Origin of the sequence: Flavobacterium sp. 90 (genome assembly GCF_004339525.1) — a bacterium.
In the GTDB taxonomy this organism is placed as follows: Bacteria; Bacteroidota; Bacteroidia; order Flavobacteriales; family Flavobacteriaceae; genus Flavobacterium.
On the sequence record NZ_SMGE01000001.1, the window covers coordinates 4,968,436 to 4,990,039 of the forward strand.

General features: G+C 34.6%; 14 protein-coding genes. All 14 read right to left on the minus strand.

Annotated elements, in window-relative coordinates; all coding sequences use genetic code 11:
• Positions 1-639: a GH25 family lysozyme gene (locus C8C83_RS20130; RefSeq protein WP_121330359.1), complete on the minus strand. Its 639-nt coding sequence runs from the start codon at positions 637-639 to the stop codon at positions 1-3.
• Between the two features lie 57 nt (positions 640-696).
• Entirely contained in the window at positions 697-1,278 is a 582-nt protein-coding gene (locus C8C83_RS20135) for a hypothetical protein (protein WP_121330360.1), read from the minus strand.
• 6 nt (positions 1,279-1,284) lie between these two features.
• Complete coding sequence (locus tag C8C83_RS20140; RefSeq protein ID WP_121330361.1) at positions 1,285-2,658, minus strand: ATP-binding protein; 1,374 nt, start codon at positions 2,656-2,658, stop codon at positions 1,285-1,287.
• Positions 2,648-3,571, minus strand: a complete 924-nt coding sequence (locus tag C8C83_RS20145) for a hypothetical protein (RefSeq protein ID WP_121330362.1) — start codon at positions 3,569-3,571, stop codon at positions 2,648-2,650. Before C8C83_RS20145 ends, C8C83_RS20140 begins: the two co-directional genes overlap by 11 nt.
• Before the next feature lie 192 nt (positions 3,572-3,763).
• Positions 3,764-4,606, minus strand: a complete 843-nt coding sequence (locus tag C8C83_RS20150) for a hypothetical protein (protein WP_121330363.1) — start codon at positions 4,604-4,606, stop codon at positions 3,764-3,766.
• Positions 4,607-4,617: 11 nt separating this feature from the next.
• Positions 4,618-6,555 carry a hypothetical protein gene (locus C8C83_RS20155; RefSeq protein ID WP_121330364.1) on the minus strand — a complete coding sequence of 646 codons (1,938 nt, stop codon included), beginning with the start codon at positions 6,553-6,555 and terminating at the stop codon, positions 4,618-4,620.
• A gap of 722 nt (positions 6,556-7,277) precedes the next feature.
• On the minus strand, positions 7,278-10,973 hold the full coding sequence (locus C8C83_RS20160) for a contractile injection system tape measure protein (protein WP_121330365.1): 3,696 nt from the start codon (positions 10,971-10,973) through the stop codon (positions 7,278-7,280).
• Entirely contained in the window at positions 10,957-13,704 is a 2,748-nt protein-coding gene (locus tag C8C83_RS20165) for a hypothetical protein (RefSeq protein ID WP_121330366.1), read from the minus strand. The genes C8C83_RS20160 and C8C83_RS20165 overlap by 17 nt, the downstream gene beginning before the upstream one ends.
• Entirely contained in the window at positions 13,704-17,495 is a 3,792-nt protein-coding gene (locus C8C83_RS20170) for a hypothetical protein (RefSeq protein WP_132011871.1), read from the minus strand. Before C8C83_RS20170 ends, C8C83_RS20165 begins: the two co-directional genes overlap by 1 nt.
• The gene (locus C8C83_RS20175) at positions 17,492-17,929 is read right to left on the minus strand and encodes a GPW/gp25 family protein (protein WP_121330369.1); all 438 of its coding nucleotides are present in this window, start codon (positions 17,927-17,929) and stop codon (positions 17,492-17,494) included. The genes C8C83_RS20170 and C8C83_RS20175 overlap by 4 nt, the downstream gene beginning before the upstream one ends.
• Complete coding sequence (locus C8C83_RS20180; protein ID WP_121330370.1) at positions 17,922-18,221, minus strand: PAAR domain-containing protein; 300 nt, start codon at positions 18,219-18,221, stop codon at positions 17,922-17,924. Before C8C83_RS20180 ends, C8C83_RS20175 begins: the two co-directional genes overlap by 8 nt.
• Positions 18,222-18,697: 476 nt before the next feature.
• Positions 18,698-20,497: a type VI secretion system tip protein VgrG gene (gene vgrG, locus C8C83_RS20185; RefSeq protein WP_121330371.1), complete on the minus strand. Its 1,800-nt coding sequence runs from the start codon at positions 20,495-20,497 to the stop codon at positions 18,698-18,700.
• The gene (locus C8C83_RS20190; RefSeq protein ID WP_121330372.1) at positions 20,494-21,171 is read right to left on the minus strand and encodes a hypothetical protein; all 678 of its coding nucleotides are present in this window, start codon (positions 21,169-21,171) and stop codon (positions 20,494-20,496) included. Before C8C83_RS20190 ends, vgrG begins: the two co-directional genes overlap by 4 nt.
• A 261-nt stretch (positions 21,172-21,432) precedes the next feature.
• The gene (locus tag C8C83_RS27270; RefSeq protein ID WP_158235296.1) at positions 21,433-21,603 is read right to left on the minus strand and encodes a DUF5908 family protein; all 171 of its coding nucleotides are present in this window, start codon (positions 21,601-21,603) and stop codon (positions 21,433-21,435) included.
• Position 21,604: the final 1 nt, after the last annotated feature.

Genomic DNA, 21,604 nt, shown 5'->3' on the forward strand with positions numbered 1-21,604 from the left:
TTAACTCGATTGAATGAAATTTGAAAAAGCATTACTATCGCCATTAAAAACATCATAATCATTAAGCTGACCATTTAGTTTATAACTTTGAGATTGTTGCCAGATTGTCCAGTTTGTCCAGACATTTGGTATTTTTAGCGTAGGATTATAATTGGCAATCCATAACGCATAACCCGCAAAAGAAGGATCAGTCAAATAAGCATTTGCCGTATTATTATCCGTATATATAAGAGGTTTTCGTCCTGTTTTTTGTTCTAATAAAGTTAAGAACTGCAACAAATTTGGCTGAATACTCGCTTTATTTACACCCGCATCAATACTGCTTTCTTCAAAGTCAACAATAGGAGGAAAGTCCGTATCTGAAAACTGTCCCATAACGCCCAAATAATTAGCAACTTGTTTGGAAGGATCATCATTGCAATGGTAAAAATGATACGCGCCACGTACATATCCTTTTGCCTGAATCGCTGGCCAGTTTGTCTTAAAACTCGAATCTGTATACGTAATTCCTTCAGTAGCTTTGCAGATTATAAAAGTAAGTTTGTCAACCTGCTTGTTTAAAAAATTGATTTCGTTGCCCTGATATCTCGAAATATCAATACCAAATACGCTGAAATTATTAGTTGTTGGAGTAGTCATTTTTTTATGGTTTTATTTTGTTAGTAGCTTTTGTTGATTTGGTTTTCAGATTAATTTTTATCGATCAGTATCCGGCTTATCTGCTTTCTGAAATTCGGTAACTTTTACAGCGCTAATACCACCTAAATAAGAAATAGCCGAACAATACGGATGATTATGAATCGTTGCTTTCAGATTCTGAAGAGTACGATCAAAATAAGGCAGTTTTACTTTTTTTCCTGTAATTAGTTTTTCTAAATATTCATTACGTAACGGATGTATTTTGAATAAAGGCTTTTGGGCTTCATAAAAAAAACTTTCATCATCGGCGATAAAAGAAATCTCGTCCCGGTTTACTTTTAGTTTCTTTGGATTATTTTTTAATAAATAAATAATTCGAAGCTCAATTTTACTAACCACTGATTCTATTGTTTCCTCTTTAGTTTGTATCATTAGATACACATTTTGACTCGTAATTAGAAAACCATTGAATAAAATCTGATCCTTTTTAGTAAAAAAATGCAGTGCCATTGCAATTATTGTATTGACATAACTGAGATCAAAATGTTTTCTCCAGTTCCCAATTTTAAGAGTCATTTTATAATAGTATAAAGTTTCCTCATCAGGAATAGTTTGAATTATGTTTTCATTCTTTTTCATAATGCGTCAATTCAGTTGAGTAACCTTCAGTGTTTTGTTCTCTTTTTTAAATTCACGTCTAATGCCTTCCAGCAAATCCTGACGGCTTACAATAGTTTCATTTTTTTGAATTGCTGCCAAAGCACAAAAGCGCAACACATTAATAATCGCACCGCCAGCCAGTTCATAGTTTTCGGCAATGTTCTCGATATCAATATCCGGATCAAGCTGACATTTTCCTGAGAATGCTTTTTCCCATAATAGAATCCTTTCTTCGGCGGTTGGCATTGTAAAATGAATCATCGATTGAAACCTTCTCGAGAAAGCTTCGTCCATATTTTCTTTTAAGTTAGATGCCAGAATAACAACGCCAGGAAAATCTTCAATTCTTTGTAATAAATATCCCGTTTGTTGATTTGCATGTCGGTCATTTGATGAGGTAGCACTCGTTCTTTTTCCAAAAAGCGCATCGGCTTCATCAAAAAATAAAATCCAGTCTTTGTGTTGAGCAACGTCAAATATCTTAGACAAGTTTTTTTCGGTTTCACCAATATATTTCGAGACAATCATCGAAAGATCAACCCTGTAAACTTCTCTGTTTGTGTTTTTTCCCAGTAAAGTTGCCGTAAGCGTTTTACCCGTTCCAGGAGGTCCGTAGAAAAGCGTTCGATAACCCGGTTTTATTTTATTCTCAAGACCCCATTCTTTCATAAGAGTTTCACCATGATTGAGCCACGCATTAATTTCCATAACCTGATTCATAACATGGTCTTCCAGAACCAAATCGTCCCAGTCCATATTGGTCGAAATTTGCTGCGCCGGAAACGAAACACTATGTTCAAGTTTGGGTAAAACACCTGTTATAAAATAGTGTAACCAACGTTCGTTAATCGAAATCACCTGATTCAAAACGGGCATATAAGATTCTGTAGATTCCAGAACCAAAACCTGTTCTTTTGCCAGAATATTTGCCGAACTCAGAATCTGTAGTATTTCGATTCGTAATTCAGGATTAACCGCCGTAATCAAAAAAGACAAAGTTTGACCAGTTGGTAAAAAACCGCTGTGATTTTTATTGACAACTCCGCCAAACTCAGTAAAACCACGATCATACATGGCATTTTTGCTAAAGAAAATATCCAGAACTTCAGGTTTAATCTGAGGCGCAAGAATCAGCGCAAGGCAAAGTCGCTCGTAGAGACTCAAATCCCATTCTATTATTTTTTTGTAATAAACGCTATCTTCAATATCAGTATCAGTTTCAGTTTCGGGCAACGGAATATCCTGCCAGCGATTTTCGTGACCTTCCTGAAGCAAATAGCTGCAAATAACCTGATCGATTACCCTTTGCAGCCAATCCATTTCATTATGCAAAACGATAATATCAGGATTAGTTTCCATAAGCGCCAAATAGTTTTTCTACATCGTCGAGATTAGCATCCACCCATTTAAAATACAACAAAGCCGTATTTGGATTTAACTCATTGCATTGCAGCATATCCAGATAAAAACCCTGAGCATTTTGCATTAGCATTTGAGTATTATAATCAATCTCATTATGGAAATTCGAATCAAAAAAAGAATCCGTCCATTCGCTCATATTATTTTCTTTGGCGATAAAATCACTAATAAAATAAGCCAGTTTTTCGTCCTGAACCACTAATTTTTTAGCCTTGAAATAAGCTGGTTTTCTTTTAGTTTCCCTGTGATAATATTCAATATCCTTCGATTGAATCGTTTTGGTATTATGATGTCCAAAAATATCAACCAGACCAAAATTTTCCGCTTCACATGCCAATTCCAGTTCCGCATTTGCTTCGCCCGCCGTAGCCAGAGTTGTGTTAGAAGCCGTAGCACTTTCCGTCACCACATAAAGTTCTCTGAAAGAGTATAAAGTCTGTGTTAGTTTTAGAATTAATTGTTGTTGGATTTCATTCCAATTATTAATTTTTATGGATTCCGGTTCTTCAGCCTTAAAAATGAAACTTCCCTTGTTTGCAAAAGCCAATATCTGTTTACTAAATTCAATCTGACCATCAATTGCCGCGTGTGCATGCGCTCGCCCCGAATATGGTTTTGAAATCCCGTCGCTAAAATTCCAATTAGAGGCATTCAACGCAATCACACCGCTTATATCAATATCCTGATGCGCTACAATAGCATTTCGATAAATGTTTCCTAAGAGAATTATTTCGCCATTTTTTATTTGGAAATAATCGCCCGGAAAAAGATTTTTATTCAAAGGTTTTGTAGGCAGAAATCCTCCTGTTTTAAGATAAAATTGTCTGTAAAAATTCTTGTAAGTGCGATCCATAACCTTAAAATTTATTGATTAAAGTCCACAGAAACACTATTGTAATAAGTGTTGCCCTTTGGACATAAACGCAAAAAAAGCAAACACGAATTTCACTAAGTTGCACAAAGCATATTGGTTAACTTAACATTGTGTAATTAAGTTCACGAATGAATTAATGTAAATTCGTGAAATTCGTGTTTGTAATGTATCTTAAGAAGCCAAAGCCGCTGCAGTTGCTGCCGCCAAACCAGATTGAAGCGATTGAAGCTTGATTTGTGCTTTGCTCAAATTAGTAGTTGCATAATTCAATTGTCTTGCAGTTTCATCATTTGCAATATTCGCTTTATCGTATGCAAGCTGAGAATTTTTGTAAGCATTGTACAACAAAGCTCTTATCGAACTATCAGTAACAGGTTGTAATGACAATGGTGCATCTATCGATTTTTCATCCGTTAAGGTCAGATACAACTTAGTCGCTTGTTTATTTTCTAACGTAATTGCAGCTTCAGATTCCAAAATAGAAGCTTCTGCAGCCAATGTTGATTTTAAAGCGATCAAAGTAAGTGCAACAGCATTATTTGCATCTGTTCCTGCTGTATTTATTCTTGAAATCAAATCATCAGAAATAAGCGGATTAAGCGCTTTCTTGCGAATAACAAGATTCGATAACTTATTGATAATCTCTACAGAATAAATCAGTTTGTTGATCAAATCGCTAATATTTTCCGCAACAAGCGAAGCATCGCCACTTGAAGCAGTCGTTTTGTTAAAAGCGTTTCTGGAGTTATAACCCAGGTCATAAGCGTTTTGAACAACCTGATCAATCAGGTTTTTATTGCTCAAAGCATGTGTACGATTGGCGTCTGCAACCAATAAATAACCTTGATATTTTGTTGCTTTTTCATTCAGCGAATTCACGATTATTTGTTGTTGCTGCACAATTGCTCCCGCGTCGATAACCTGATTTTTTAACGAATCCAGTTCTGCTTTTTTCTTTTCTGTGATCCCATATCTTTGCAATTTTGGACCAGAATGTAATATTTGAGTTTCCATGTGTTGTGGTTTTAATTAGTTGTTGTTAGAGTTTCTTTTGTAGAATAGGCAACCGGAGTAGTATTTTGCCAGTCAGAAAGACTGTTTGTATACTTGCTTTTACTAACTTCAGGACCATTATAGAAGGATAAAACCACCGGAATGTATTTTTTGTCTTCGATTAATGGATTCCCAAAATTATCAGTAGAAGTAGAGTCAATTTCAGCCACATGCGAAGTGCCTCTGTGGTGTTTAGCATTTGTATAATTGCCAGCAGGAATATTTTCGGCCAGGTTTAAATTGAAGAAAAAAGCATTTTTATTTTTAACCGGTTTAGGAGCGCTTTTTTCCGTTTCAGCCAATTCAGCTTTCAATTTTTTCAATTGGTCATTAGCAATATTCAATTTAGCTTTAGCTTCGTTTAGAGCATTTTTAAAATTGCTGTTTTTTTGTTTGGCTAAATCCTGATCTTTTGCAGATTTAGTTGCATCAGGAGTTACTTCACTTGCTCCGGAATTTATATTTTCGATTTCCTCGTTAAGAGCTTTAATTTCCTCTTCAACCGTTTTAATCTCTTCTTCAAGTTCCAGTGTTTCAATTTTAAATTCAAGCGTAGTCAAATCCTCATTTGTAGTCAATAAATCTTCAGGATAAGGCAATAAAAAACATCTGTATTCTAGTTCAGAAGCTTTTAAATCAGCTTCTCTTTCAACAGTGAAGTTTATTTTAGACAAGTCTTTAGATCCGCTTTCTCTTGAAATATTAATTGCGTCGGCATTATTCAAAGTATGTGTCAAAGCAAAAGTTTCAGACGGAGCAGACAGATATTCATCAAATGTGTTGATTTCTTTTTTGTAGTTTTCCGTAAAAATGATCAAAAGAAAAGCCACGTAATTTTGCCCCAATACTAAAGCTTGATTATCCGAATCCAACAATTCATTAAAACGAATATTTACAGAAGTCCCTATTTTTGACGAATCAGACGGAACAGCAATTCTTTTAAATTGAGAAGGATTTGTCAATAAATCTTCGGCAGTCGAAACATTGAAGAATGACTTTTTACTGTCTTTAACCAAGATGATATTATAGTTTTGAACTGGTTTATCTAAGCCCAGATTTTGAGTTTCTGTGTCTTTGTCTTTTGGCGAAAACGGACTTTTGTAATAATTAAAAGAAACCGTAAAATGACTTTTGGCTTCATCAAACGGAGCCGGAACATGGACATTTAAGTTCTGATTGAATTTTTCGTTATTAAATTCATACGCTTTTTTAGAAGCCTCATATTCAACCATACTACATTTTATTACACCTTCGGCAGCTCTTGTAGCAATACTAGCTTTAGATTTAGTGTCATTATCAGTTGTTAATACAGCCGTAATTGCAGTTAAATCAGTTGTAGTAACCTGCAATAAATTGTTTACAGAAGTATTTGTAAGTTTAGCTTCATCAGCAACTGTAGATGTTGCAACTTCTGCAATCGATGCAGAAGCTTCCATCGCATGTTGCGAAGTTTCCTCGGCATTATAAGCCGTTTTATTAATTAAATTATAAGCCTCAAAAGCCTGTTGGTAAATTTGAGTTCCATAATCTGCAGCATTAATAATACTGTAAATACTACCAATATCACTCGCTAAACGCACAATAGAATTTGATGCAATCTGAATGTTTGATGCGCAAACAGCCATATTAGTAACAGATTGTGTAGTATACGTTTTTTGTTGATTAGCAGATAATAACAAGTTGTCTGCCATGTTCTTATTCTTAACAACTACAGTATTTATAAGTTGTTTTTCCTTGTACATACTCGTTGTTGCTTCAAGTTTTTCCTCTGCAACAATTTCGGCTCCTTCGGCATAATAAAGCGTAAACATAGAAGCATTCAATTGTGTACTCAATTGTTTTTTGGTCATCTCCTGACTTTCTAATGAAGACAATACACTAGAATGTAGATTTTCATTGTAGCTGTTCATAATAGTTTTTTTTAGTTGATTAATTTATATTTCAAGATCGTATTCAAGGTTTTTTAATTTTTATTCTTTGATTTATTCTTTGCAATCGAAACGTAATCTTTGCCGATTCATATTATCCAACGGATTAAAATCCGTTGCTACAAAATAGTTCATTCCTCCGGAATTTTAGAAAGCGTTCCGCAGGAACAAACTATATTGTAGAGATGGATTTTAATCCATCATACACAATCAAAATCGCCAATCTTTGCGGAATCCCGCGTGTGATTTCTCCTCCGTCGAAATGACAAGATTAAGCTTATAAAATCCGTTTTAATCTGCGTCTTCGCAAAGCGAATCCGTGTCATCCGCGTTCAATATTTTCGCCAATCTTTGTCGATTCACATTGTCCAACGGATTAAAATCCGTTGCTACAAAATAGTTCATTCCTCCGGAATTTTATAAAGCGTTCCGAAGGAACAAACTATATTGTAGAGATGGATTTTAATCCATCATACGCAATCAAAATCGCCAATCTTTGTCGAGCTACTTGTGGAGATTTCTCGTTCCTCGAAATGACAAAAAATGTGTTAACACAAAATGCGCTAGCCAATCTTTGCGGAATCCCGCGTGTGATTTTTCCTCCGTCGAAATGACAAGATTAAGCCTATAAAATCCGTTTTAATCTGCGTCTTCGCAAAGCGAATCCGCGTCATCCGCGTTCAATATTGTCGCCAACGTTTAGATTAATAAGGCCACATCACGTGCAACGGCTTATCCATCCAATGGTATTTTATAATCGAAAAAGCAAAAGGAGATCTGTTAATCAACAAATCATACGCCCTTTTGTCAACTGTAAGTTCCCATTTATCCTCCTGTTCAACCAGAATTCCGTCACGAACAAGCCAGTTTCCGCGAAAACCTTCAATGGAGCAATCTCCAATATCCGGCCAATGCGAAATCGCAGCTTGTATCAAACCGTTTATTAATTGTTTTTCATTATCCGGTATTTCAATAAAATCCGGGACAGTATCTGTTAAAGGCAAACCGCACAAAACTTTATTTAGAGGCAAATAAACTTCCTCCGTTTCCTGCATTCCCGTGATTACATATTGTAGATATTGCACCGCTCGAACCTGATGTTCATTGCTTATAAACTTATTTTCGGCAACAAGATTTAAGCGTTCAAACAACATCGAGATATAATCATTCAGGAGTACGATTCCTGCATTTCTAACCGCGATGCCTTGTTTGAGGCTGGTTTTCGGGCTTTGTTTAGTTTTAATTAATTCCATTTTCGAGAGTATTTCAGTTTGTTTTAAAATAGGAGCTGATTGTTTTTCCGTTCTTAGAATTTCTTTGAAACCAAGTTGCAAAGCAGGCGGAAACTGATAGATATATTTTTCAAGATCAGTCAGAAAGCTTTTTTTAGAAATTCCTTTTTTGGCAACAACTTCCCAGATCAGTTCAGTCCAGATTTTATCAATCGCAATCAGTCTCCAATTGTCATTTGTGGCAGCTTTTAGAAGTTTTCGAAGCAAAAGATGCTGCATTTCTTTAGAAGCCAAACCTTTGATTGTAACCGAACCTAAAACATGATTGAATTTCTCCAGAATCCTCAAATACGATTCCCTATTTTTGTCCAGTTGACTTATCGCATTGCACAAATTATGAAAGCTAATATTTCGGCAAAGCCAATCCATTTGTGCCTCAGGAATAATTTCTTTCTGGAGTATTCTAAAGAAAATCTTAGGTTCTTTTACAATGATTACGTTCAGAATATCTTTGATTTCAATAGTTTTAGAAATAATAAAAGCCGAAGGAATTTGGCGTTCTATGATAATCGATGAAATCCATTCGTATTTTTCTTTCTCCGATAATTTCTCAATTTCAAACAGAATATTGTTGTTTAAAGATTCCAAAATTCCATTAGAAACCGTATAATCGGAAATACTATTATTTTCGAAAAAATGATCTAATTCTGATACTGAATTTGTGGCTTCAAAAGATTTTATTTCGTTTTGAAGTTGAAATTTTTCCTTCACAACATTATTCTTTAAATACGATTTCAGTTCTTTTTGAAGCAGTTTTTCAAATAAAACTTCATTGCCTTTATAAGCCGAATATTTTAAAATCGTTTTCCAGAAAAGCTCGTTTAATTCCTGAGCAATTTTGGTTTTTGAAACTGATTTTACATTTCGAATTATAGTTTCCGAAGTTTTCTGAATCCAATTCTTTTTCAGCGCATTTCCGTTTGCCAGGAAATACCGCAAGATGTTTTCGCTTTCCTTTCGATCTTGTTTTCGCAACAAAACAAATTCCGAATCAGTAAAATTCGTCGTCAATAATTGCGCTAATTCCACTTGATCTTGTTGCGATGTATTTTGAATAAGCAATGCAAGCGCAAGCGTATCAATAGATTTTGTATTCTTTAATTGATTTAGAAAAGTCTTTTTGATCGCAACGCCAAAAGATTTAATTCGTTTGGACTGAATTAGTTTTGCGATAAACTGAAAGTAATCATCGCGTCTTGTATCTGTAACTTTTTTGGACAATTGTACAATTATAGTTTCCAGAAATAAAGACGAGTTATGTTCCGGATGAAACAATATTTCCTGCATCCCAAGCAACAATAAATTATCTGTCATTAATTCTTCAGGAAAATCATATTGGTCTTTTTCGTTTAGAATTTCATAAACAACTTGTATCGTTTGTACGAGTTTTGTTTTTTTGTAATTGGCAGTTTTTACCAATAATTGCAGCATTTCACGGTTTAGAATCACCGGAAGTATTTTCTTCAAAACTTCTTTGTTTCCGTACGAAAGCATTACTTCAAAAGCCATTTTGGGATGCAGTAAAATAGTCTTGATTAATGATCTTTGCAAGTCAATAAAAAAGACACTTTTAGTAGCATTTTTTTGCAATTCAAGTTCCAGTTTTGCAACAAGATTCTTAAAGTGAATTGCTGGATAATTAGAATTATTGCTGTTTATTTCTTTACAATAAATAGCATTTAAGTTCGTATATATCGTTGCCGAATTATTGTTTTTTATCGTCGCAGGAATTTTAGCATTCGTAAACATTGCCAGTAAATGCTCGTGATTCAGATTGTTTCTTTTGCTTAATTCTTTAATACAAAAAAGCAGAAATGTAGCATTGTCGGCATTTTTATTTTTGATGAGAAAAAGAATGCCAATTTCCCATAAAGCTTTGCTATTTGTTTTTAATTTAAAAGTCTGACTCAGCTTATTCAAATAAATTACAGATTCCATATGAAGCAGCGATGGAGTAGAATCCAATCTCGAAAAAAGTATTTGTATCGAAGTTTCGTTCAAATCCTGAAGCAATAAAACAAGCAAACTTTCATCCTTTAAAACGGGATGAATCAACGCATTAAATTTGGTTTTGTTTTCATTATGTAAGGCAACAATCAATTCGTTTAGATTGTTTTTGTCCGCTTTAAATCTTCGATCGCTTTTATTTTTTAGCAATTGTTCTAGAACATTCCAGTAATTTGTGTTCGTTTCAGGTTTATAATTTTCGCTTTTTTGCGTTTCATATTCCTGAGTTAGTATTTTAAGACAAGCAATAAAATTGTTGTTCTGAGATGTTTTATCAGAGAGTTTTACAATCGTGTTTTCGATCAAAAGAATAAGTTCCGCGTAAGCGATATTATAATGATTTGCCATTTGCAGAATACTGCTTTTCATGAACGCCAATTTATTGAAAAGAGTTCCGCGTTCCAGCAGCAAAAAGTTCAGAATAAAGAACCACAAGTTCTTTTTGAAACTTGCCGTACTAGTCTGAATAATAGTTTCTTTGACCTGAATATTAGTCATAATCGAGCTAAACTCAATAATAGATCCGCTATTATTGGGTTCAAGCGCCGCAATTATTTTGGTTATATTTTTCTCGTCAAATTGCCATGAAATTCGTTTTCTGACTTCTTCGTGCGTCATTCCTGTTTCCTTGATAATCGCAATAACTTCGGTAAGATTATTTTGGAGTAATTCTGCCATAATTTGGTTTACAGAACCCTCTTTGTTTTGGTAATTCCACGGTAAATAACCTTCGAGCAAAAAGACCATAAGATTCTCCAGAATCGATTTTTCTTTGTTGTAAACCGCGATTCCATTTTGCTTCTGACTGTTTTGATACAGAATTAATTCGGCTATTTTTTCTCTTAATAAATTACTTATTTTTCGACTCAAATCAAATTCCAAGTCACTATAATCGCAAGAACCAAGATCAAGTTCCAGCGTTTCGATTCGCCAGCTTTGTTCCGGCGGACACAATTCAGTAAATATATTGGCAACTTCTCTGGGCAAAGAAATTTTGCTCCAGGTACTCAAACGTTCCTGAAGCCTGTAACTTTCCCTTTTTTGGTCAAAAGTTGTGTCCCACTTTAGACTCGATACAATATGGCTATTTATTTCTTCCATTTTTTGTTTCTAAAATTTGGGTTAAACTATTGATCAAATTCACCGCATAAAATTCTTGATTTAAAGGCTTTACAATTTGCGGATTATCTTGTTGTGTATCAGATGAATTGTTAGGCGTTTTGAAAGTCAAACACTCGTGCCAATTGCTATAAACTGACGTGAAAGTTTCTAATTGGTAAAGGCTCACAAACAAACATTCGTATTTTATACTTGTTGGAAAGCTGATATTGAGAAACTGTTTTAAACGTTTTTTGAATTCAGACTTTTTAAATTCAGGAATAAAATCAGGAAGCAATACAATTGCATTTTTCTTAAAAAGCGTGTCATTGATTGTAATTGTTCCGTTTCCGGAAATAACCGTAATCTTAAATAAATAATCTGATGAACTATTTTTTATATAATCGCTGTCAATGACGGTTTGAGACTCATCGGGAATTAAAGCATATTTTTCGTTCGAAAATTCCAAATAACCTTTTGCAACTTGAATATCAAGAACCGTTTGACTTGTTGTAGCTAGAATATAATTTACATTAGCAATCGATTGGTAATCTGTATTTTGAATGCTATAAAAAGTATTGTCGCTTTGTTTTACGATTTCGAGATGATATTTTAATTTACTTAAAAGAATTGCCGTTTCGATAAAAATACTACCGTTTCTTTTTTCTTTAAACCAATAAGCTTTCTGTATTGTTTTACTAACAGTCAATTTATTTTCAATAGATTTTGCCGAAGTTTCAATTTGAGTTGAAATAAAATTATAATAGATATTTTTTAATCCAAATAAAAGATTCAGCTTTAACTCAAATCCCGAAAAATTAATGAAATCACTTTTATGTAGTTTTTCTTTTTGATTAAGATGATTCGATTTGAATATAAAATCATTAGTATTCTCATTGATATAGTCAAAATGCTCTTTTTTAATCGTTCCCAAATTCAAATCAATATTTTGATTATTGATCGTCAATATTTTTGAAGCACTTAGAAAATTGTAGCCTTTTAGTCGGTTATAAGACAATAAATCAAGGTTTTGCAAATACAAACTTTTCACGATTATCTGATCTTTTTTCTTATTTCCGGTATAAATTGTGCCATCGATAATTGTGTCGATAACCTTTGGTGCTTCGCCGTGTCTGGCAAGCAAATGATCCAGTAATTTATTGCGTCGGTCGAAGTTTATATCTTCTTCTTCCATGATTTTCATCATCCCAAAAATGTAGGCATTATAAGGGTCTTGCTGATATTCGAACCAGCTTTTTTCTTTCATTTCCTTTTTAGTTTCTTCGCTAGAACTGAAATCAAACGCCGTATTATTTTTTAATAAAGGTTTGATATGAGGAACATTATACAAAGATTGATAAAAATAACTTGGCGAAAACATTTTGTACGGAACCGGATATTCTAAATGCTTTTGTTCGAATTTATCTTTTAAGGCATAAAAACTATCATTGTCCGAAGGCGCTCCACAAACCGAATTATTGAACGAAAATAACTTTGAAAGATTTGCTAATTGCGAAAACTGATTCGCCAAAACCTGATCAAATAAGGTCAAATATCCTTTTAATTGACGTGATTGTGCTACTTGAATTGGCGCCGAATCGTCTTCGATTTTGTCGTCACCAATACCATATTGCTGCGGAAATGTATTTTGTATAGAATAATAACTATTGATATCTCTAAAACTACTTTTTGGCAATTTTATAGCCGGTTTATTGTTTAAACTTGTTGCCGTTTCCTGATATTTGATCGTATCAATTTGTATTGGAATAAAATTATCAACAGGCACATCTTTTCCGTTAGTGGTTAATATTAGTTTATTCTCTTTATAAGATTTCAAAATATCTATAGATAATATTTGACTTATTGTCGATTGCAGCGACGGAATCATGGTGTTATTCTGAAAAAACTGTAATCCCGAAATTGAAATAATTCCGCTGACAGACTCAATTACCGGAATTAAATCAAGGGCTCTTAAAGTGTCTTTTTTATCGACCAAAGTATCGTTCAAAATCCAGCCATTTTTAAGATACGGACCATCATATATTTCGGCAGAATCATACCCATCTGCTTTTAAAGAATCATAACTAAGCTGTTCTATTTTCGGAAATATATAAGCGCGAATTTTATTTTGAAGCTCCAATAAAACGGCGTGTTCGTCGACTTCACTTTCAAGTTCTATTTTGCCTGAAATCAAATATTTTTGAGCTTGAAGCGCAATAGGTATATTAAAAAGCTCTCCAATGTTGCGGCTTTGATTAAGATAATAATAAGCAGATTTGCAAATTTTATTAAGTTTAAGCGCATCTGTAATCTCCGGATTTACATATAAATAAACTTGATAAACCCGATTAAATTGCGGGAGATTATTGTTGTAAGTTATTATCGCAACGTTATAAACATCGTTGACACCATCGATGAGATATTTTTTGTAATCATTAATAGTATAAGGCGCAGTAGTCAGGATTTTGTACGGTAAATAAAACTGATTTTCGATTTCTAATTTTCCGTTAGAATCCGTTAAAATATCCGAAATTGGGAAATCTGTACAATATCCTAATTCGGTAAGAGCATAACAAAGCTGATCCAGAATTGTCATTCCGGGATCACTTGGGTTAAAGTTTGTCCACTCGTTGCCAATATGCTTTTGGATATAATCAATAGCCTCGTCTTTCAGGAAACTAAAATCCTGATGCGGCGGAAGCTGTACTTTCGTTATTTGATTAATTGTATCCATTATACCTGAAAAATAAAATTATGGCTTGGCGCCGAAACTAAAAGTGTCGCTTGTCCGTAAGGTGCCAAAGTTCTTTTTTTTGTTTTTAAATTGGTTTGCTGTCCTGTTTTCGAATTGATATAATAGCTTGAAAATGTAACACTGTCAACTGCTGCAATTCCTTCAATATTTTGAATAAATGTGCTCACTTTGGCATTAATAAGTGGTTGTCCAATTTCAATCTGAGAAGGACAATTGGAGATCCACGGCGATAAATATTTCTTCAACGCAAGATTAACAGCATTACTCATAGGAGTTTTTTGGTAACCGCTTTTAATTGAAAATGTCGCATTAATAGTAACATATTCGAGATTAAAATTGGAAACTTTCAGGTTTGTAAATGGCGATGAATTGGCGTTTAAATATTTTAATATCTGAATTTCAAGCTCATTTGTCACCAACGGAATAAAGGCATTTGAATCAGTATCTGACGCTATTTTTTTGACCAAATAAACATTTGTACTGTTGTCGTTATTTTTTGTTACTACTTTTGAATAATAAACCGGATCAAATTTTTGAGCAATCAAAGTATAATAATCTGATGGAGTGCTTGCTCTGTTTTTAGTTCGGATTGTATTGCTGACTCTTTTATTTCTATCGACTTTATCTTCGGCGCCTTTTCCTCCATAAGATGCAAAAGGCTGGATTATTGTGCCAATTTCCGGAATCTTGATTTCTGGTTTCGTGATTACATTTGCATCAATTTGCGGACTTTGTGTATCAGTCAAAAACGTCGTTCCGGTTCTTTGTACAATAAATCCGTTGGTTTGCATAAACGTGGTTTTAGAGTACGATTTAAGATTGCCAATTGCCGCAATAGAAATCCAGTTTTTGGTTCCCGGCATTATCGTATTGTTATTATTGCAATCTGCCGGAATCGGAATTTCTATTATTCCTGAACATCTAAAATTGCTCGTTTGATCTGATAGTAGCGAAATTGGCTTCCAGCCTTCGTCACTTAAATAATAACAGAAAATACCATTATGATTGGTAAGTACCGTTGAATTTCTGGCCAGTTCAAAATAAAGATTTAAAGTGCTGTTTGAAACTAAATTGTCCAATTCTATAAATAATGCTCCGGTGTGATCGAAAGACGGATAAAGCGGAAAACCATTTTCGACATCATTTTGAGAGCTGGTAATAATTCCCGTGTTGAATAAGTTAGTTTCGGTTTGGTCAATTGTAGCGCTATCAAATATGGTATAATTTGAAAATGGAGTATAAATAAAATATTGCAGCGGATAATCTACTGCCGTACCATCAAGTTTGTAAGTTACAGTAGCTTTATAAATGGCCGAAAAGGTCTGTATTTTTGGCGCAAACGGAACATTGGCCGAAACGATAAAATCTGTTACTTCGGTATCTTTTGCTATTGCAAGTTTATTACCATTTTGCAAGGCAATACTAGCTACAACATTTGCATACAATTCAGATCCAAAACCATAACTCGGATTCGATAATGTCATTTTTATAAATCCCGAAGAACTTTCTTCCGTAAATTTTAAAGGTTCTTTTTGAATATTTGGATCAGGTATCAGATTTTTAGCAGCGGTTTGTGCAGCACTTATATCTGTTGCTGTATTTAAATCTATATTTGAATCAGAATTTGGAACTGCATTTGGATTTGGAACTGGTTTATAATACACATAATAACTGCTTGATGTATTAAGAACCGGATTGATACTATTTGAAGTTGGAGGATCGAATAAATAAACAGGTCGAGGAACTGTATCAATAGACACGAAAACTTTGTCGACATCACTGCTTTTAATTTTTGTCATTTTAAGACCTTGCCACGTTTTCTCCTGCATGATATTAAAATCCGCAGTAAAACTGGTATTTCTGAACTCATTTACAACCACAACAGCTTGCTCTTTTTTAGGTAAAACACTTCTCAGTGCTCTTCCAAGTATTGTGTCTTCCGTTTTTTTAATAGGATGCAAATAATCATTGTATTGTTTGTAATAAACCTCAAAATTTGCAGGTCTTTTATCCCAATCTATTTCGATAATAAAGCTGTCCAGAGGTTTACTCAATATTTCATTATTTCCGATAATAAAATTGGCATTCACTAACGGAATTGGTCCAAAAGGAGGATACGGAATTTTTGTACTTAATTCGCCATAATCATTATACAATTGAAATGTTTTGACTCCTGTTACTTTTAATGCAATAGTCAGCGTCTTAATTTTAGGAGGTTCCTGCGGATTAGGAACGTTCTGAAATAAGATCTTCATCATTGGCCAATCACTTTTTAAACCATCAGGACTAATTAAAAAAGGTTCAATCGCTTCTACCGTTGGATCAAGATCGATTGTGATAGTAGCAACAGTATTTTGTGTTGCAGGATCGATTGTGAAATTTTTAGACTGTAAATTCAGTTTTAACCAATCTTTTTGGGTACTTAAAAAATAACTTGCTTCCTCCAGTGTTTTTAAATCTAACGGCTGATCAAATTCCAGCGTTAGTGTCACCGTTCTTTGACCTTCGCGCAATAATAACATTGGTGAAGCAAACGCAATTCCAATTAGAGAAGGATTTATAGTAGTTTTTAAAGTAGAATCATCTGCTCCAAAAGTTTCCCAACTAATTACCTTATTTTCCGAATCTAATTGAATACTTGTTGGATTAACTATCGTTTGTAAATTATAAGATGCATTATTTTTGTCGTGACAAGAAAGCGTATGTACACTTGTAATCGTTGCAGGATTTAGATTTACAGTTTTTTGAGAAGCAAACAAAATAGGATTTTTTTGCGCATCGACTCCGGCATTAAACAGCGTTCCTGTAGGCAAAGTATAAAGCTGTGTTGGTTTTGCAAGCGTTGCGCACAAAAATGTATGATCTGCAATAGCAGGTAATTTTTTTTGTTTTAGAATATCTTTATAATAAAAATCAAGATGTTTCTCAGAAAGTCCATTCAATTGATCTTGTTGAACTTTTAGAGTATTTACAAAAGAGCGTAGGAGAACAGTATCCGGAAAATACCCTTTTTTAAGGCTTAATTTCTTAAATTCTTTTGAAGCATGATGTATTATCGTTTCTAAAAACTGAAACAATCGATCGCCAATTTTGGTTAGAATATCCAGACTAAAAGATGTTATTGAAGCTATTTCCTGTGAAATTCCCTGTTCCCTTTCAAACCCAAAAACTTGCCAGAAAGGCATCTTGTCTTTATTGATAAACCAGATGTTTTTATCAAAAGAATTAAATTCCTGAATAGGAGCAGGAACAATAAATAGACCATCGACAGACAATCTATACAAATATTCTCTAAAGGATTGAATTGCCCAAAAGTCAACGCTTAATCTGGTTTTTACTTCTTGCAAAATATACGTTTTAAGATCGTACATTTCAGTATTACTAAGCATATAATGCGTCCAGCGTTCTATGATTTTATAAATCGCCGTAATACGATCAAACAATTTATTTAAAGCACTTGAATCCGGATTTCCTCCGTTTTCATTTTTAACTAAACGTTCAATTTCGTTACAGCTGTTTTTATAGTCAGAGTAGAGATTTTTGTAGTTTGCTTTTGAAATTGAAGCCATCAAAAAAACTGGATCTTTTAGCAAAAACGGGCTCCAGTTTCCATCAACTGTATTACTGTCATTATAGAAATTGATCAATTTGCTGAACTCTGTCAGAAAGTACAACCAATCTTGCTCTGTTCTTCCATCTATCAAATACGGATGAGGAACGAGTGCTTCGTTGAGAGATTTTATGGCGCTATTTTGATCAATTAAAATCATTTTTTACGATCTAAGTTTGTTCCTTCTTTCAAATAAAATGGGAACACATAATTGTGTCTTGTGTTGGTTTGAGAATAGATATAAGTAATCAATATTTCTATTTTTCCGTTTAATACATCAGTCGAAGCCACTTTTACGTCTTGTACCAAAATTCTTGGTTCGTAACGTAATAATGCAAACTTGATGGTTTCTATAATTTCGCCTTTCAGCGTATTATCAATTTTTCTAAACATAAATTGCTGTATTCCAGAGCCAAATTCAGCTTCGAGAGTACGCTCGCCTTTGCGGGTATTTAGAATCACATTGATAGATTCGTTAATATTGGTTTCATTAGCAGATAAACTCAGCTGATGATTATCGACAGAGAAAGACACAGGAAATGCCCATCCTGAACCCAAAAAAGCCGTGTTTTTATGTTCTGTATTATTATCCACCTATCATTACATTAAATGCTCCAAGGACAATTGATCCTCCATGAGCGGTTGAATCGCCAATTCTTGCGGCTGGCATGCCGCATATCATAACCGACGATGATCCTTTTATAATAGAATCCGGCGGTCCCACACAAACCAACATATCGCCAACTCTGGCTGCCGGTAATCCCACGATCAAAACAGTTGGCGCACCCGGACCAACAATTGGCCCGCCCACATGTGGTATTGGTGGTACACCCGGAGTAATCATCGGGCATTGGTGAAAGTCTGTAAGTCTTGCTGCTGGAGGCATAATTTTTAATTGTTAGTTGTTAGTTGTTTAATCGTAATTATCGCTTCTTGTTTCCTATAAATCTTGCATCTATTTTCTTACATCTTATCGACACAGTAACCACAATCTTGTCATTTCGACCAGAGGGAGAAATCACACACGAAACTCCGTTGCTATAATCGCCAATCTTTGTCGAGCTACTAGTGTGATTTCTCCCTTCGGTCGAAATGACAAAAAATGCGTTGACCAATCTTTGTCGAGCTACTAGCGCCTTCGACTTCGCTCAGGATGACAAAAAATGCGATTACTACCATGTAAACTATTGTCTATAGACTATTGTTTACAATCTATTTCAACAGCTTTGTCAAAGTTTTAAACTTTGACAAAGCTTAATAATCAAATCAAACATCTAAGATCTTGCATCTATAATCTTGCATCTATAATCTTGCATCTATAATCTTGCTTCTATTTTCTATAATCTTTCTTCTAACAAACAATCAATTTATCATCACCATCGCACCCTTCAAAGTCAATTGCATTCCTCCCGAAACCTGTGCCATTTGTCCGCCTTGAGCGCTGTATTGCATGTCTGCGTTTTCTTTGATGTTCAAGCCTTTTATTGCGACGTCTCCGGCGCTTGATTGTATTGAAACACCTTGATTTCCTTTTATGGTAACATTTTGATTTGCTGAGATATTGATGTTTTTTTGGCTTGACAAATCAATACCATCGCTTGACATTACGATACTGTTACTGTTTTCATCCTTAATCGTGATTTTCTTGTCTTCATCACTGATTATGATGGTATTTTTATTGGGCGTTGCTACGGTCCATATTTTCTTTTCATCATCAAATTGCACCGAAATTCCTGATTTGGAAACGATGGCTTTTATCGAATTTTTCTCATTTGGATCTAATCCTGTAAACGGTTTTATGGTTGTGCTGCTATAGAGGCTTCCCAGAATTATTGGATAACGTGGATCTTCGTTTATGAATCCCAGAATAACTTCGTCTCCAACTTCAGGCATGAAGAAAGCTCCGGCACCGCTTGTTGAATAAAAATTCGTCAATCTTGCCCAGATTCCTGCACCATTTGGATCTAATAATGGAACATCGACTAAAACCCGATATTGAGAATCGGGATCTTCGTACATCTTTTTTACGGTTCCGTTCAAGAGACCTTTTGCTCCGGGAAGTAACCCAGAAGCTGGTGGTGCCATAACATCAGGTTCTTCGGTAAACCAAAAGGGTGAAAGTCCAAGTGTAACTTCTGAAACCCAGTTTCCTTGTGACAAATCGTGTACAACTCCACCAATTAGGTAATCGCCATTGAATCTGTCTCCAAGACCGGCGAAGGTCATGTATTTTCCGGGATCGATTAAGTTTGTACCTTGAAATTTGGCTTCCCCCATTATTTTAGAATATTCACTTTTAATAATTTGTGCTTTTGACCAATTGGTTAAATCGGCAGATTCTATAGGAGCCGAAGTCAGCAATTGATAGCTTTCAAGGCCAACGACTTCGGATAGTTTTTTTGTGGTTAAATTTCCGGTTCCTGTAACATCCGGTGCGGCTTTACCATTTACTACGGCTTGGGTTTTAAAATCCCAACTGTTTGCGGTAACGCTTCCTAATTGTGTTACGGCGTTTAATTTGGCATTAAACTCTAATAAAGTATCTCCATAAGTTACAGTAAGTACTGATGTTGTGGTTTTACCCGGAGGAAACACAGAAATTTTTCCGTTTAGAGTTGTTACGATCAAGCCATTTGATTCGGCTAGAGCCAAAATAAAATCCCAATCTGTAACATAATATTGTACTTGTTCCGGCCACGTTGTACTTGTAGCGGTTACATCTGAACTCAATCCTGAATAATTTCCTATGATGGTTGATATAATATCGCTGTCTTTTTGTTTGGAATAGGTGAGGCTTTTTCGGCCTACAATCATTTTTATGGCATTGTCGCGACATTCAACTTCTAATGCTGATCCTACTAAATTGTCAATACGAAGTGTCTGACTCATAATAATACCGGAGAAAACAACGGCGTTAGTGTTATCATAACCTGCTTCTATACTAATGGTTGCGCCCGGCACAAAAATAGACGATGAGCTCGCATCAAACTTTCCTGTATTAGCTTCTCCGTCCAGAATTGTCACTTTTGCAGAAGCGATTCGGTTGACTTTTTTTTCGATATGAACAGAAAGCACACTTAGTTCATCAGCTATTGCCGTACCATTAACTTTGACAACGAATGTTGCAATTCCGCCACTTTTTATTTCGGTTGAAGCACTCATGAATTAGAAGTATTTATTGGTGGAAATATTAATTTGTCGATACCATTTAGGTTTCGAAATTTGTTGAGTTTATTAAATTCCGCAACTTGTATGTATAATGAATCATCATTCCAGATTTTCTGGCACAATTGCGGCAAAGACATTCCCTCAGAAACGGTGACGATATGTGTCAAATCCGGAGATTCCGGAGCATCAGTTCTGGTTACCGTTTTTGGAGAAATATAGCGGCTAAAAGACAATGATAATTTGGCTCTCAGTGGACTTCCGTCTGGTTTAAAAAGGGTATAGGAGGTATCGATAGAATCGAGAACTCCGTTGAATGTGATATTTTGACCCCATTGTATTTTTACAAAATTTGGACGATGTATTTTACCATTAAAGGTGTAAATAATCGTTTCTAAAGCTGTTATTTCTTTGGACATATCGATACGTTTTGCATCTACGATACCGGTACAGTCTATCACCATTTCAAAACTTAATTTATCGCTTGGTGTACTTTTGTACTTTTGCGATGCCGAGCTTGTTGCCGGAGCTTGCTGCTCGTTGTATTCTATACTTTTTTGTATTTTGATATTATCGGGATTAATCATGAAAGAATAGGGATTTCCGGAGAATTTATTCTGAAATTCTTCGTCGGTATATCCCGTTATTTTCATTAATTCTAAACTTGCCATTGTTTTATTCTTTTAAGTTTTAAGATTTTTTCAAAACCTATTAGGTTTGGCTGCGAAAATATTTTTTCACTCATATTTGCTTCGCCGGTTCGCTATCGATCGGGTTGCAGATCTAGCAGATTTTTTTTAATCCTTTAATCTGTGTAACAAAAAATGTTTTTTAATCTTTTAAATCCTGTAATCTGTGGCAAAAAGTTCTCTCGCAGATTTTGCAGATCGAGCAGATTTTTTTTAATCCTTTTAATTCTTTAATCTGTGGCTTTAGCGTTTATAGCTGTTTTCCTGATTTTTCTCGGCAATTAATCTTTTGCATTCTTCAAGTAATTGTTTTCTTAAGATTGATAGTTCTCTTTCTTTGGCTACAGCCGAATTTTTGGCATTTGTAGTTACAATTTCTGTTTTGATAATCAGTTCTCTTATTTCGATTGGCATA

Excerpts from the sequence above, each read along its gene's own strand:
- C8C83_RS20130 (WP_121330359.1), bottom strand. The coding sequence starts at position 639 with ATGACTACTCCAACAACTAATAATTTCAGCGTATTTGGTATTGATATT.
- C8C83_RS20135 (WP_121330360.1), bottom strand. The coding sequence starts at position 1,278 with ATGAAAAAGAATGAAAACATAATTCAAACTATTCCTGATGAGGAAACT.
- C8C83_RS20140 (WP_121330361.1), bottom strand. The coding sequence starts at position 2,658 with ATGGAAACTAATCCTGATATTATCGTTTTGCATAATGAAATGGATTGG.
- C8C83_RS20145 (WP_121330362.1), bottom strand. The coding sequence starts at position 3,571 with ATGGATCGCACTTACAAGAATTTTTACAGACAATTTTATCTTAAAACA.
- C8C83_RS20150 (WP_121330363.1), bottom strand. The coding sequence starts at position 4,606 with ATGGAAACTCAAATATTACATTCTGGTCCAAAATTGCAAAGATATGGG.
- C8C83_RS20155 (WP_121330364.1), bottom strand. The coding sequence starts at position 6,555 with ATGAACAGCTACAATGAAAATCTACATTCTAGTGTATTGTCTTCATTA.
- C8C83_RS20160 (WP_121330365.1), bottom strand. The coding sequence starts at position 10,973 with ATGGAAGAAATAAATAGCCATATTGTATCGAGTCTAAAGTGGGACACA.
- C8C83_RS20165 (WP_121330366.1), bottom strand. The coding sequence starts at position 13,704 with ATGGATACAATTAATCAAATAACGAAAGTACAGCTTCCGCCGCATCAG.
- C8C83_RS20170 (WP_132011871.1), bottom strand. The coding sequence starts at position 17,495 with ATGATTTTAATTGATCAAAATAGCGCCATAAAATCTCTCAACGAAGCA.
- C8C83_RS20180 (WP_121330370.1), bottom strand. The coding sequence starts at position 18,221 with ATGCCTCCAGCAGCAAGACTTACAGACTTTCACCAATGCCCGATGATT.
- vgrG (WP_121330371.1), bottom strand. The coding sequence starts at position 20,497 with ATGAGTGCTTCAACCGAAATAAAAAGTGGCGGAATTGCAACATTCGTT.
- C8C83_RS20190 (WP_121330372.1), bottom strand. The coding sequence starts at position 21,171 with ATGGCAAGTTTAGAATTAATGAAAATAACGGGATATACCGACGAAGAA.
- C8C83_RS27270 (WP_158235296.1), bottom strand. The coding sequence starts at position 21,603 with ATGCCAATCGAAATAAGAGAACTGATTATCAAAACAGAAATTGTAACT.